Origin of the sequence: Campylobacter showae, assembly GCF_900573985.1 — a bacterium.
GTDB classification, from domain to species: Bacteria; Campylobacterota; Campylobacteria; order Campylobacterales; family Campylobacteraceae; genus Campylobacter_A; species Campylobacter_A showae_E.
Genome location: NZ_UWOK01000001.1, coordinates 1,326,216 through 1,338,560, shown reverse-complemented (window position 1 = coordinate 1,338,560; position 12,345 = coordinate 1,326,216). Strand labels below are relative to the sequence as shown.

Annotated in this window: 17 protein-coding genes; 10 read left to right on the top strand and 7 right to left on the bottom strand. The window is 42.3% G+C overall.

Annotated elements, in window-relative coordinates:
- The 8 genes from EE116_RS06725 to EE116_RS06690 all read left to right on the top strand — a co-directional run bounded on the left by EE116_RS06725 (position 1) and on the right by EE116_RS06690 (position 4,425).
- Complete coding sequence (locus EE116_RS06725; RefSeq protein WP_122873770.1) at positions 1–375, top strand: hypothetical protein; 375 nt, start codon at positions 1–3, stop codon at positions 373–375.
- Complete coding sequence (locus tag EE116_RS06720; protein ID WP_122873769.1) at positions 372–1,376, top strand: adenine-specific methyltransferase EcoRI family protein; 1,005 nt, start codon at positions 372–374, stop codon at positions 1,374–1,376. The genes EE116_RS06725 and EE116_RS06720 overlap by 4 nt, the downstream gene beginning before the upstream one ends.
- A gap of 21 nt (positions 1,377–1,397) precedes the next feature.
- Positions 1,398–1,652 carry a hypothetical protein gene (locus EE116_RS06715; protein WP_050771486.1) on the top strand — a complete coding sequence of 85 codons (255 nt, stop codon included), beginning with the start codon at positions 1,398–1,400 and terminating at the stop codon, positions 1,650–1,652.
- 162 nt (positions 1,653–1,814) lie between these two features.
- Positions 1,815–2,459 carry an AAA family ATPase gene (locus EE116_RS06710; RefSeq protein ID WP_004319281.1) on the top strand — a complete coding sequence of 215 codons (645 nt, stop codon included), beginning with the start codon at positions 1,815–1,817 and terminating at the stop codon, positions 2,457–2,459.
- Between the two features lie 12 nt (positions 2,460–2,471).
- The gene (locus tag EE116_RS06705) at positions 2,472–2,888 is read left to right on the top strand and encodes a hypothetical protein (protein WP_039888062.1); all 417 of its coding nucleotides are present in this window, start codon (positions 2,472–2,474) and stop codon (positions 2,886–2,888) included.
- Positions 2,885–3,244 carry a hypothetical protein gene (locus tag EE116_RS06700; RefSeq protein WP_004319300.1) on the top strand — a complete coding sequence of 120 codons (360 nt, stop codon included), beginning with the start codon at positions 2,885–2,887 and terminating at the stop codon, positions 3,242–3,244. The genes EE116_RS06705 and EE116_RS06700 overlap by 4 nt, the downstream gene beginning before the upstream one ends.
- A complete protein-coding gene (locus tag EE116_RS06695; protein ID WP_039888063.1) occupies positions 3,241–3,702 on the top strand; it encodes a class I SAM-dependent methyltransferase in 462 nt (153 codons plus the stop codon). The genes EE116_RS06700 and EE116_RS06695 overlap by 4 nt, the downstream gene beginning before the upstream one ends.
- A gap of 156 nt (positions 3,703–3,858) precedes the next feature.
- A complete protein-coding gene (locus EE116_RS06690; RefSeq protein WP_004319303.1) occupies positions 3,859–4,425 on the top strand; it encodes a hypothetical protein in 567 nt (188 codons plus the stop codon).
- 136 nt (positions 4,426–4,561) lie between these two features.
- Here the strand turns inward: EE116_RS06690 and EE116_RS06685 are convergent, their stop codons facing one another.
- From EE116_RS06685 to EE116_RS06680, 3 genes are all read right to left on the bottom strand, one after another.
- Positions 4,562–5,278: a replication initiation protein gene (locus tag EE116_RS06685; protein WP_227932173.1), complete on the bottom strand. Its 717-nt coding sequence runs from the start codon at positions 5,276–5,278 to the stop codon at positions 4,562–4,564.
- A gap of 274 nt (positions 5,279–5,552) precedes the next feature.
- A complete protein-coding gene (locus tag EE116_RS12770) occupies positions 5,553–5,690 on the bottom strand; it encodes a hypothetical protein (RefSeq protein ID WP_241091655.1) in 138 nt (45 codons plus the stop codon).
- Entirely contained in the window at positions 5,680–6,144 is a 465-nt protein-coding gene (locus EE116_RS06680; protein ID WP_241091654.1) for a hypothetical protein, read from the bottom strand. The genes EE116_RS12770 and EE116_RS06680 overlap by 11 nt, the downstream gene beginning before the upstream one ends.
- A 54-nt stretch (positions 6,145–6,198) precedes the next feature.
- Here EE116_RS06680 and EE116_RS12605 point away from each other — a divergent pair, with 54 nt between their 5' ends.
- Positions 6,199–6,468 carry a hypothetical protein gene (locus EE116_RS12605; protein ID WP_206159242.1) on the top strand — a complete coding sequence of 90 codons (270 nt, stop codon included), beginning with the start codon at positions 6,199–6,201 and terminating at the stop codon, positions 6,466–6,468.
- Here the strand turns inward: EE116_RS12605 and EE116_RS12600 are convergent.
- The 4 genes from EE116_RS12600 to secA all read right to left on the bottom strand — a co-directional run bounded on the left by EE116_RS12600 (position 6,455) and on the right by secA (position 11,739).
- Positions 6,455–6,670 (bottom strand): hypothetical protein, encoded by a 216-nt coding sequence (locus EE116_RS12600; RefSeq protein ID WP_206159241.1) that lies wholly within the window; start codon positions 6,668–6,670, stop codon positions 6,455–6,457. The genes EE116_RS12605 and EE116_RS12600 overlap by 14 nt on opposite strands.
- A gap of 141 nt (positions 6,671–6,811) precedes the next feature.
- A complete protein-coding gene (locus tag EE116_RS06670) occupies positions 6,812–7,225 on the bottom strand; it encodes a hypothetical protein (RefSeq protein ID WP_122873768.1) in 414 nt (137 codons plus the stop codon).
- Between the two features lie 483 nt (positions 7,226–7,708).
- Entirely contained in the window at positions 7,709–8,905 is a 1,197-nt protein-coding gene (locus EE116_RS06660) for an ABC transporter permease (RefSeq protein ID WP_122873766.1), read from the bottom strand.
- Between the two features lie 248 nt (positions 8,906–9,153).
- Positions 9,154–11,739, bottom strand: coding sequence for a preprotein translocase subunit SecA (gene secA / locus EE116_RS06655; protein WP_122873765.1), 2,586 nt, complete (start codon positions 11,737–11,739; stop codon positions 9,154–9,156).
- Between the two features lie 89 nt (positions 11,740–11,828).
- On the opposite strand from secA, the gene lolA reads away from it, so the two are divergent.
- Positions 11,829–12,341 (top strand): LolA-like outer membrane lipoprotein chaperone, encoded by a 513-nt coding sequence (lolA, locus tag EE116_RS06650; RefSeq protein ID WP_004321189.1) that lies wholly within the window; start codon positions 11,829–11,831, stop codon positions 12,339–12,341.
- Positions 12,342–12,345 lie beyond the last annotated feature (4 nt).

Sequence of the window (12,345 nt, the reverse complement as noted above, 5' to 3'; positions counted from 1 at the left end):
ATGGTTGTGGACAACACCGAAATCTTTTTTCGTGTTTGCCGTAAAACGACAATCGATAAAGAGCAAGATATAGCCGGGATTTATTTCGGTAAAAAATATAAGGATACGTTAAACCCTGTATTTTTTGACATTTTTAAAAAATACAGGAGAAACTTAGAAAGTCGTTATGAGTGTATTATCGGCAAAGATAATTTTATATGCTTTGCAACGCAAAATAAGAAAAAATTTATTAAAGAGTTTGGCAGCGTACGTTCAGAACTCGCTTCATTTTTAGAGCATTATTTAAATGATCCAGAAGCTGATTATTTTGAAATTTGCTTTTTAAAATCGTATTTCGATACAAAAAGCAAAACGGGACAAAAAGGGAAAGAATGAGCCAAATTTCAACCCAAAACGAGCTGGTCGGGCAAGGCTGGATGGCGGATAAAGAAAAGAGAGCCAATGTATATTTTATGAAAGCCAAATACGAGATCGACGACGAGTTTTATACGAGCTTTGACGAGATCAGAGAAGAGCTACAAGACTATAAAGCGCACTTTAAAGGTAAAATCGTGGTCTGCCCGTGCAATGACGGCAAAAATAGCAACTTTTATAGGTATTTCGCCTTGAATTTTAAAACTTTGGAGCTAAAAAAGCTGATTACGACGACGTTTAACATCAACGAGCTAAACTCGAAAGGCACGAAAATAGAGATCACGAGTGACGGCATGAGCGAAACACAGTTGCGCGGTCAGGGCGACTTTCGCAGTGACGAAGTAAAGGAGATAATCGCGCAAGCCGACATCATTGTAACCAATCCGCCCTTCTCCCTTTTTAGAGAGCTTATAGATATAGCTCAAAGCGGTCGAAAGAAATTTTTAATCGTAGGCGGAACGTATTCGATTACCTATAAAAAGATATTTGAGCTATACAAAAATAACCAAATTTGGCTAGGAAATCACCAAGTAAATATTTTTACTCGCCCGGACGGCAGCAAAAAGAGGTTTAGCCACGTATCGTGGTTTACGAATTTAAAAAGCACCAAGCATCAAACCGGCGTAAGGCTTATGAAAAAATATAAAGGTAATGAGCACGAGTATCCGGAATACGACAACTACAAAATCATAGAAGTAACCAATTATAAAAACATACCGATCGACTACGACGGCGTAATCGGCGTGCCTCTTACGTTCTTTTTGCGGCACAACCCGGCGCAGTTTCATATACTAGGCTGCGATTTTGAGATCAAAGAAAAATACCCCGAGCTAGTCAAGCAGGACTACGCCCAAAGCAACACGAAATCAGCCGTCCTAAACGGGCAAGAGCTATTTATCAGGATAATGATTCAGCGAATCAACGGCCTTAAACCCAGAACTAGGGTAATAAATCAAATTTAGGGAGCAAATTTATTTAAAATCATGAAGAAGTCAAAGAAAACAGAATTATTTAACAGCCCCGCAAAGCGGTTTATATTGGTATTTTTAGCCATAAATTTGCTAGGGTTCGGCACGAACGTCGTTTTATATTTTTTAAAACTACCCAACAGGGTAGAAACGATACTAAACGCGGACGCTTTCTTTATAACGCTAGCCGCGATCTGCTACATCGCATTTAACGCAATGCTTTATTTAATCATAAAAATGCATTTCTTGCTATCGACTAGAAAAGAGTAGAAATTTATAAAATATTATTGTTATTTTTATGTAATTTTATCTAAAATATATCTCTTATTTTTGATATTATTTTAAGAAATAGTATTTTAATAATATATATTTTATTATTTATTAAGTTTAAGACGATATAATCATTTTAAATTTTTACGCAAAGGAGAGATGATGATAGTATCGATCTGCAACGAAAAAGGCGGCAGCGGAAAAAGTACGCTTGCCACGAACATAGCTATAAATCAAGGCATAGTAAAAGGCGAGCTGCTTTTGCTGCTGGATACCGACCCGCAAAAGTCGATCGCCACGTTTTTAAATATACGAAACGAAGAGGGGCATCCAAAGGCATTTGATTTCGCTTACAAATACGGCGAAAATTTAAAAGAATTTTTGCAAAGCGTAGATCGTGGCAAAGACATAGTCGTAGACACTGGCGGCCGAGATAGCAGAGAGATGCGAATAGCCATCGCGCTGAGCGATATAGTTATAATCCCGACCATTCCAAGTCAGTTTGACGTAAGCGTCCTAGATAAAATGGTCAATATCGTAAAAATGGCCAAAGAACAAAACGAAAAGCTACAAGCCTATATCGTGATCAATCGAGCCTCGACCAATCCATTTTTATACAAAAAGATAGACAGCCTGAAAGCATTCATCGAGGAGCTCCAAGAGGATTATATAAGGCTAGCAAGCACGATCATATTTGAGCGCGAGCGCTACAAAATAGCCACGCAACTAGGCTACGGAGTGGTCGAGATGAACGACGGCAACAAGGCGGAGCAAGAAATCAAGAATTTATGCGAAGAGATATTTTAAAAGGATAGTAAAATGAAAATAAATAAACTACTACTAATAGGAGCAGTTTGCGTGGGGTTACACGCTGAATCTATAACTAAACAGCAAGTATGCCATATGATAGACGCGTTATCTTATCAGCTTAATATAAAAGATTTGGGTAATAATGAGTTTACTATAAATTATAAAGACGGTGCGTTATACAAGTACGATAACCTAGACGAATACAAAAAGTGGTTTATTGAGTGCTATGACAGGGACAGGCTTATTGCTAGAATAATAGATAAGGGCAAAATCATAGAGAGAATAGATTCGTCAATAGGCAACTATAAATGGGTAACGTTTGAGCTTGAAAACTGCATCCTGAAAACTCTTGGAAAAGGTAGCGACTATGCGCCGATCGGTGAACCAAAATGTAAAAAAGATAGCGACCGACAGGAGATAAAATGACGATAGAGACGATAAAAGAAATTTTGGGCTGGCTTGATCAACACAGCTGGTATATAATATCCATATTTATACCGATAGGCTTATTTTGTATATTTTATAGCTCCAAGCAAACAGAAAAGGCGAATAAAGAACTTATAGAAAATTTAAAGAAGCTACTTAATGACGAAGAGTTTAATTTTTTGATCGACGATAAAAACAGGACAAAGTACTTACGCAAATTTAACGACATAATCAAAACAGAGATGTCGATAACAGAAGATAAATATATAGCTATTTTGGCAGATTTTCGCGATACGATAAAGGTCGATTTTCAAGAAAAGCTAAGGCTTGACGAGATAAGGAAGCAAATATTATGAAGCCCATTTTAGACGTTTGTTGCGGCGGCAGAATGTTTTATTTTGACAAAAAAAATGAAAGCGTAAATTTTTGTGACATCCGAAAGGAAAGCCATACACTCTGCGACGGCCGAAGTTTTGAAGTAAGTCCGGATACGGTGGCCGACTTTAGAAATTTACCTTTTAACGATGAGAGTTTTTACCTTGTAGTATTCGACCCACCGCACCTCAATAGGCTAGGATGCAACTCTTGGATGGCGAAGAAATACGGTAAGCTTAATACCGATTGGCGCAAAGACTTGGCGGATGGTTTTGGTGAATGCATGCGGGTACTCAAACCCAATGGAACGCTAATTTTTAAATGGAATGAAAACCAAATAAAATTGAGCGAGGTATTAAAATGCTTCCCTATAAATCCAATATTGGGACAAAAAACAACCAGGCAAACACATTGGCTAGTATTCTTTAAGAGAATATAAAAATTTATAATTTTTATCGCTTTTTTGGTATAAATTTAGGAAATTTATTATTTTTAGTTTTGTGAAAAATTAAAAATAATGCTATCTTAATTTTTAATATTTTATTTTTTATTAAGATTAAGAGATTAGAATTTTAAAAAAATAAAAGGGAAGAAAATGGACTTTAAAAGAGCAAGCAACTCTACGGACAAGCTGGAGGAATTTATAGCCGGGGCGGACACGCAAAAAGAAGCGCCGGCAAAAAAGAGCAAAGCGGCGATAGGAACGAAATTTTCAAAGGAGCTGGCCGTAAAAATACGAAAAAAGTACCCGACGTATACGCTAGCCAAATTTATAGAGCTAGCCCTGACTACGCCGATACCGCATATAAAAGACGATGTGCTGATAACAATTTATGATCAGGCCAAATGGTTCAACACCAGTATGAGCGAGTTTGTGCGGTTTAAAATGGGGCTTATAGAGGCGCCACAGCCAAACGATCCAAAGGACATGCAGCATATAAAAAATTATATCGTATTCGTAAGCGATGCCAAGAAAGAGAAAATCAGGCAAATCGCAGAGAACCTAGAAGTAAGCATCCTGACGTATTCGGACGTTAAAATTTTAGCCACATACGAGCTCAAAGATATTTTTACTTTTGACGAATTGATGCAGTTTAAAGCCGAAGCGAACAACTATGACCTAGATACGGACGAATACATTGCGATGAGAATAAGAGGATAGCGCAGAACCCGGCAATTTATTTGTGCCGGGAATGCGAGTTGTTTTAAGATAGTTTTAAGTCCCTAGAAGCCCTATAAACGACGAACGAGATCAGAGGGCGATAGGTTATACGCCCAAAGCGACAGAGGGCGCAGATTTAAGCCCCTATTCTTTCCGTTTTTTCATTCAAAATGAATTTGAACGAGTAGCCGACAACCTCTTTTTTGTTTTTATTTGAGATTTGCTTCTCAAATATAAGTTTTTTAAAGTAGCTCTCATTTAGTTCATTAATGGACGGCTGAATTACCCGGCAATCAAGATCTTTTGAGCCGTAGCACTCAGGCGCAGACATAAAATTTTCAAAATCAGATCTAGTAAAATTTACGCATTTAAAGCCGTCTTTATCGGGCTTTATGTTTTCGTATTGCTGTAAGAGTCGATATAAAGTCTTTGCAAATTTACCCCTAATCGCAACGAAGTCATAAAGATTTATTCTCATAAATTTAAGAGTTCCAAAAAGGACGTCAAGAGCGCGCTTATTCATTCTGAAACGAAGAATCTGCTTGTTTCTAAAAGTATCGATATCGGTAAAAAATACGCCGACGCTCAAAATTTCATCGTCTTCCGTGTGAGTAATCGATCTGTAAATCGCCGAACCCTTGCGACCCAAAACCTTATCGATAAATACCTTTATTTCGTCGTTGAATCTGGTTTTATTTATCCCTTTTTCATAAAAACGCGCAAGCTCGGAATACGGCATATCGATAAAGCCTTTATTTTCGGTATAGCCCATTTCTTTGGCATACCAGCAGATCGTAAAGAAAATATCATAATCCCTAGCGGTAAAGTTGATGGGAAATAAAACGGAATTCATTTTATTGCGAAAAACGAGCGAGCCGGCGTGATTTGGCTTGGCAACTTTTTTTGTAGTCTCGAGCACGAAATGTCCCTTTCCAAAATAGAAAGAAATTTCACTCATATCTATACCTCGCAGTTTAAAGATTTAACTGCTATAATAGAGTAAATTTAATGTGTTGCGACTTAAATTTTAAAATTCGGCGTATCGTTTGCGACTAGCTAAACGCCAAAATTTGAGCTACAAATTTGGCGCTTGTTTCAAATTTATAGTCAAATTTAGTAACCGCTCGCTACTCATAATAAAAAGACTTTACGGGCGCGAAATTTAGCCCCGCCTCTTTGCATAGCGCGTAAAAATCAACCTCGCCGCCGCGAGATTTAAACTCAAAATAACACTCGTAAAGCTTTATGAAATATTCAAATTTCAAATTTAGCCGCGCGCTTATTTCGTGTTTTTCTCTTACGTCGCGAGCTTCGCGGGTTAGCTGCTCGTAGTATGCACGCTCGATCAGGCAACCCTCGGGAAAATGGTACGTGCCCCCGGTCTAGCGCGTCTAGTAACATGCAAAAGTATAGCTCCACTGTTCGTGCGTCGCAGTGATCATGGCGGTATGCACGGCACAAAAGCTCATTCCTATCAAGCTCCCGCAAACCGCGCATGTAAATCTGATGCGCCCAGCGTAGATGCGGCATCTCGCCTGCGTCGCAGCGCCCTTTTAGATACTCGCCGACTAGCTCTCCGAGCTCAAACGGCAGTTCGCCGTTGCCGCGGTTTTTTAGATTCTTGAGCTCACTTTTGCTTTCGTCTAAAATTTCGCAGCAGAGCTCACCCAGTGCGTAGTCCCGCTCCGCCTCGCTAAACTCGCTTTTAAATTTATGCACGGCGCCCTTTAAATGCGCATTTGCTCGTTTTTTTAGTTCCGCATCGGTAGAGCCTTGAGTACTCGCAGAGTTCAAATTTTAGCCAGCCAAAAGCATCCGTTTGCATTTAGTTCCTTTAAAAGCGTAAATTTAGCGAGTAAAAACAACAACCTCGCCGCGATCACTCGTCATCGCCGAGAAACTCGGCAAAAATTTTTAAATTTCGAACGTGCGCTAAAGCTAGGCTTTTCAGCGCTTCGCCACCAAATTTCGGATCCTGCGGCGGGCAAAAATACCCCGGCGCCGCGCCCCGATCAAACGCCTCCCGCGTCTACTGCGCCGTGACTGCATATATCGGCATTATGCGCGCTTGCAGCTCGGTGCCGTTTTGCAGCGGCGCAAACACCACCTCGACGCCCGCACCCTCGAGCATAAAGCACTGAAAAAGCCCGTAAAACTTATCCTGCAGATCTATCTCTTTGCAATCTAAATCAAGATCCAGCCCCGCAGCCTCGGCAATGCGGCGCGCGTACTCGAAATTCGTCATTTTTCTCCCAAATTTGGGTTAAATTTGAGGCATTATATATTAAATAGCTTCAAAAGGCGGAAAAAGATTACTTAAAATTCGGCTTTTAAATTTGCTAGTGCTAGGTTTTTATTTTATTAAATTTAGCAATCGGTAATAAAATTATGCAATATGCATTAAGGTTAAAATCTCAAATCCGACCTTGCCAAACCTGTCTTCCAGCTCGCTATTTGCCAAAACCGAAACTACGAATTTATCGTTTTTAAAGATATAGTATTTCTTAAATTTAAATGCGCTCAGCACGAAAAACATCGCCGTAAACACAAGCTTTAGCGCAAAAACTATCGGAAAGGCCAGAGCGTTTTCGTATTTTTCATTAAAATTTTTACCGCCTGATACATAGTCTTTTGCCTCGCCTTGGGTAGGGTAAAAACCGTAGCCGATTTGTAAATCATCATTAAACTCAAGCCGAATTTGATCCGCCTGAGCTTTAAAAAATTTAGAATCTAACCCGTAAGAGTCGTGGAGTAAATAGTCGCCGTATATCCTCGTGTAAATCTTTTTTTCTGTTTTCAAAAAATAGCACCACCGAAAAATACGCGCTCCCGAGTATCCCGATAACTCCGGTAGCCAAAGCCACTTTTCTGATATGTTCGTCAAAAGAGTCGAGCTTTGGCTTAAGGTTGTTTTGCAAATCAAAAACAAAGATAGCGCGACAAAAACAGTCGTAGTTATAAAAGTGGTTTTGATTTTTTTTGACGATAATCGGCTTTTTGTCGTAATTTCTAATGGTATGCCTTTTTAGCATATTTCGCACTTTTTCTCGCTCTAAATTTTCACTTTTATGCATTTTTGCTTTTACCGTCTTTTCAAAGAAAACTACGTATATCGAAGTTAAAATCAAGACAAAAACAGCATAAATACCAAAATAAATAACACCTTCTATAAAGTGCATTTGGACACTCTTTTTTAATTGACTGTGTTTATTTTAAATTAAACCGTCCGAGACTCTATCTAAAATCAACTCTCGCCGCTAAGCAATCGGTTAAAGTCCTAATTTTACTCATTTCTAAGCGTCTCAAGTACGTTTATTTGCGCGGCTTTTTTAGCGGGGTAAAACGACGAAAACGCCACGATAACGACCGCTCCGACTAAAATCATAACAAGGTCGATCAAAGATAACTCCATAGGAAGCTTCGCGCTACCGTAAACGTCGGCGGGCAAATTTACGATATCAAAGCTACCGAGCAGCCATACGCCAAAGAGACCTAGCACGAGCCCAAACACTATCCCGCCTCCGCCTATCGTGGCTCCCAGCGCAAAAAAGCTCTTTTTGATCTCGGCCTTGCTAGCGCCAAGCGAGAGCAGTAGCGCGATCTCTTGGCGGCGGTTCATGACGGTCATGAGCAGCGAGCTTATGATATTTAGCGAAGCAACCAGAATGATGAGCATCAAAACGATGAAAAGCGCGCGTTTTTCAAGTGCCAAAGCGGAGAAAAAGTTACCGTTTTGCTGCCACCAGCCGATAGCTTTTTGTCCTAGCCTCAGCTCGCGCGAGATCTTTTCGATGTCGGCAAACGGATCCTTTGAAAACACGTGTATACCGTCAAATTTGCCCTCGTCGTACTCAAGTATCTTGCGTAACGCTTCGACACTCGTGTATAGATAGCTTTTATCGTAGGCCACAAGACCCGAGCTGAACGAGCTCACGACGTCAAAGCGCTTCATTTTGGGTGTTAGCGCGAAGCCGCTCGGGTCGTTTTTAGTAAAAATGAGCGTGAGTTTGTCGTTTTCATTTACCATCATCTCATTTTTGACGCCTTGTCCGACGAGCAGGCCGTATCCGTCTAGCTCGCGGTCACCAAGACCGGCTGCCACGACCGAGTTTATCTGCTTTTCGTCAGGCGAATTTACGCCAAAAAGCAGTCCGCCCTCAAAGCTATTTGCCCCCTTGATGATGACTTGAGTCATGATGTACGGGCTAAATTTGAGATTCGGAAACTTCTGCTTGAGCTCGCTAACGTCGTTCTCGTCGATGTTGCCGCGGATAGCGGAGAGGATCGTGATCGGGTAGTTCATAGTAAAAAGTTTGCGCTCAAACTCTTTGTCAAAGCCGTTCATGATCGCCATCGCGACGATGAGCACCATGAGCCCGACGCCCACACCTAGAAATGCGAGGAGCGCCGAAAGCATGATAAATGGCTGGGTTTTGTCAAACCGTAGATATTTAAAAAGTAGATATTTGGTTAGGCTCATTTGATTTTCCGTTGTTTAAATTTGGGCTTTGGTTTGCTCGCTATTTTTGTTTCGCTTGATCTTATTTTAAATTTGCGCCGAGCGCGAGCTAAAATTCAAATTTGAATATCCGCGCAAATTTGACGTCAAATTTTAAAAACCGCTTGAAAAAGCTAGGCGCTTTAAATTTACGTTACGATTCCGCGCCGCTTCAAAAAGGCGGCAAATTTAAATGCTAAATTTAGCAAACCGCCGCCAAAATGCCAAAGCTAAATTTTATCCCAATCCTCCGCAAAAGCTCCTTTTTTAGGGCCGCTCTTGCCGTGGCAGTCTTTGTACTTTTTGCCGCTTCCGCACGGGCACGGGTCGTTTCGCGATACTTTTTTACCAGGCTTTTCTTCACTCTCAGGTGCGCGGGCAGTCTCGCTATCTTGCGCTTCCTGCGGTGCAGACTCACTAGGCTCGGAAAAGCTTAGGCGCACGGCCGTTAGTAGCTTGATGCTTTCAAATTTGATGCGGCTAACGAGCTCCATAAAGAGGTTAAAGCTCTCTTTTTTATATTCGGTGAGCGGATCTTTTTGGTTGTAGCCGCGCAGCCCGATGCCGGTTTTTAGGATGTCCATCTGATATAGATGCTCGCGCCACGCGGTGTCTAGCACTTGTAGGCAAAGCACCTTTTCGAGGTATTTGCGCTGACCCTCACCTATGACGCCCATTTTTTCCTCGTAGTCGGCCTCAAATTTAGCCGTTATCTTCTCCGCAAGCTCAGCATAGTCGAGATCTTTTAGCTCTTCAGGCTGCATTAACGCGCCGTTTGAGATTATCACGGAGCTTAGTTTTTCGAGGTTGTATTCGCTCTTTGGCTCGCCTGCGTAAATTTCAGCCTGGGCTAGCAGGTGCTCGACAAACTCGGCGCGATTTTGTTTGATCTTTTCGCCGACTTCAAAATTCGGATCAAGTAGCTCGTTTCTAAATTTATACACAGTTTTTCGCTGCTCGTTTGCGACGTCGTCGTACTCGAGGATATGCTTTCGCGCTTCAAAGTGCAGGCTCTCGACCTTTTTTTGCGCGTTTTCGACGGCTCTTGTGACCATTTTCGAGTCGATGCTTTCGCCCTCTTCGATACCAAGACGCGTCATTATCGCCTTTATGCGGTCGCTGCCAAATATCCGAAGCAAATTATCCTCAAGGCTTAGATAAAAGCGGCTCACTCCTGGATCGCCCTGACGTCCAGAGCGGCCTCGCAGCTGATTATCGATACGGCGGCTTTCGTGCCTTTCGGTGCCGATGATGTATAGACCGCCCAGGTTTCGTACCTCGTCGTCGATACGGATGTCTACGCCGCGTCCGGCCATATTCGTAGCGATCGTAACTGCGCCGCGAGCGCCGGCTTGAGCGATGATCTCGGCCTCTTTTTCGTGATTTTTAGCGTTTAGCACGGAGTGCGGGATCTTTTCTTTTACGAGCAGGTTGTGTAGCTTTTCGCTCTTTTCGATCGAGGCGGTACCCACGAGCACTGGCTGACCGCGGTCGTGAGCCTTTTTGATCTCGTCGATCACGGCTTTAAATTTCTCGTTTTCGGTTTTGTAGATGAGATCGTTGTTGTCTTTTCTGATAACCGGCACGTTTGTCGGGATCGATACGACGTCAAGCTTGTAAATTTGCGAAAACTCGGTTGCCTCCGTCTGCGCCGTACCCGTCATGCCCGATAGTTTTTTGTAAAGTCTAAAGTAGTTTTGAAATGTAATATCGGCTAGCGTTTGGCTCTCTTCTTGGATCTTTACGCCCTCTTTGGCCTCTAGCGCTTGGTGCAAGCCCTCGCTAAATCTTCGTCCTTCGCTAAGACGTCCCGTAAATTCGTCGACGATGACGACTTGGCCTTCGCGAACGACATAGTGCACGTCCTTTTCAAAGAGATTGTGCGCTTTTAGGGCTTGGTCTAGGTGGTGACTCAAAATCGCGTTTTCCATATCGTAGAGATTTGCCACGCCAAAGAGCTTTTCGGCCTTTGAGATGCCATCTTCGGTGATAGCTATCGTGCGGTTTTTTTCATCTACGGTAAAGTCGCCCGTAGCCTTTTCTTGCGGAGTCGCAGGCGGTTCGCCTCGCTTCATCTGGCGAGCGACCTCGTTTGCTTTGATGTAGCCATCTAGCGTGCGGTTTGTAGGACCCGAGATGATGAGCGGAGTCCTGGCCTCGTCGATGAGGATACTATCGACCTCGTCCACGATGACGAAGTTATGCTCTCTTTGCACCTTATCTTTGAAATCCATTTTCATATTATCGCGTAGGTAGTCAAAGCCAAATTCGTTATTCGTGCCGTACGTTATGTCGCTATCGTATGCGGTTTTACGCGCTGCATCGTCGTATTCGCCGCCTAGTATCACGCCGACGCTAAGGCCTAGAAATTTATAAATTTCGCCCATTTGTGTCGCGTCGCGCTTAGCGAGGTAGTCGTTTACGGTCACGACGTGCACGCCCTTGCCGCTCATCGCGTTTAACACGACGGGCAAGCTTGCCACGAGGGTTTTACCTTCGCCCGTTTTCATCTCGGCGATCTTACCGTCGTTTAGTACCATGCCGCCGATTAGCTGAACGTCGAAATGGCGCATATTTAGCGTTCTTTTACCGACCTCTCGCACGATAGCGAACACATCGTCTAGCAGCTCGTCCTGGCTCTTTTCTCCGTTTTGTACCTGCGCTTTAAATTCGTTAAATTTTGCCTTTAGCTCATCGTCGCTCATCGCTTGATATTTGCTCTCGAGCGAGTTTATGTAGGCGACTCGTTTGAAATATTTTTTTACTTCCCTGTCGTTTTTCGTGCCAAATACCTTTTGCATAAACGCCGTTATCATTTTTAGCCTTTTTAAATTTTGTTAAAGCTTGGATTTTAACATTTTATTATTTAAACTTAGCTAGAATTTCGCCCGATAAAGGAAAATATATGAAAAAAATTTTAGCATTTTTGCTCTTTTGCGCCTCGGCTTTCGGAGTTACGTTAAATTTCGTCACGCTTCAAAGCGACTTCGTGCAAACCATCACGAGCGAGAACGAAACGGTCGATTATTTTGGTAAATTTTACGCAAAAAGCAACAACCGCGCCTACTGGATCTACGAGCGCCCGACGCCTAAAAAAATCTACTTTGATAAAAACCGCGTCGTCGTGATCGAGGATGCGCTCGAGCAAGCGATCATCTCCAAATTTGAAAAGGCGCCGAATTTGATCGACGTCGTTAGAAACGCGGTTAAGATCACCGATACGCTCTACAAGGCCAAATACGACGGCGTAGAGTACCTAATCACCGTCAAAAATTATATCCCGACAAGGATCGACTACGAGGACAAACTCGGCAACAAAATCAAAATCACGCTTAGCAACACGAAAAAGGATTTTAAGATAAGCGATGATTTGCTGACGCCGGTGATACCGTCGTATTATGACGTTATAAACCAATAAACTT

Bases quoted from the DNA above. Each gene is read 5' to 3' on its own strand.
- EE116_RS06725 (WP_122873770.1), top strand. From the start codon at position 1: ATGGTTGTGGACAACACCGAAATCTTTTTTCGTGTTTGCCGTAAAACG.
- EE116_RS06700 (WP_004319300.1), top strand. From the start codon at position 2,885: ATGACGATAGAGACGATAAAAGAAATTTTGGGCTGGCTTGATCAACAC.
- EE116_RS06715 (WP_050771486.1), top strand. From the start codon at position 1,398: ATGAAGAAGTCAAAGAAAACAGAATTATTTAACAGCCCCGCAAAGCGG.
- EE116_RS12600 (WP_206159241.1), bottom strand. From the start codon at position 6,670: ATGACGAATTTCGAGTACGCGCGCCGCATTGCCGAGGCTGCGGGGCTG.
- secA (WP_122873765.1), bottom strand. From the start codon at position 11,739: ATGATAACGGCGTTTATGCAAAAGGTATTTGGCACGAAAAACGACAGG.
- EE116_RS06685 (WP_227932173.1), bottom strand. From the start codon at position 5,278: ATGAATTCCGTTTTATTTCCCATCAACTTTACCGCTAGGGATTATGAT.
- lolA (WP_004321189.1), top strand. From the start codon at position 11,829: ATGAAAAAAATTTTAGCATTTTTGCTCTTTTGCGCCTCGGCTTTCGGA.
- EE116_RS06690 (WP_004319303.1), top strand. From the start codon at position 3,859: ATGGACTTTAAAAGAGCAAGCAACTCTACGGACAAGCTGGAGGAATTT.
- EE116_RS06710 (WP_004319281.1), top strand. From the start codon at position 1,815: ATGATAGTATCGATCTGCAACGAAAAAGGCGGCAGCGGAAAAAGTACG.
- EE116_RS06720 (WP_122873769.1), top strand. From the start codon at position 372: ATGAGCCAAATTTCAACCCAAAACGAGCTGGTCGGGCAAGGCTGGATG.
- EE116_RS06695 (WP_039888063.1), top strand. From the start codon at position 3,241: ATGAAGCCCATTTTAGACGTTTGTTGCGGCGGCAGAATGTTTTATTTT.
- EE116_RS06705 (WP_039888062.1), top strand. From the start codon at position 2,472: ATGAAAATAAATAAACTACTACTAATAGGAGCAGTTTGCGTGGGGTTA.
- EE116_RS06660 (WP_122873766.1), bottom strand. From the start codon at position 8,905: ATGAGCCTAACCAAATATCTACTTTTTAAATATCTACGGTTTGACAAA.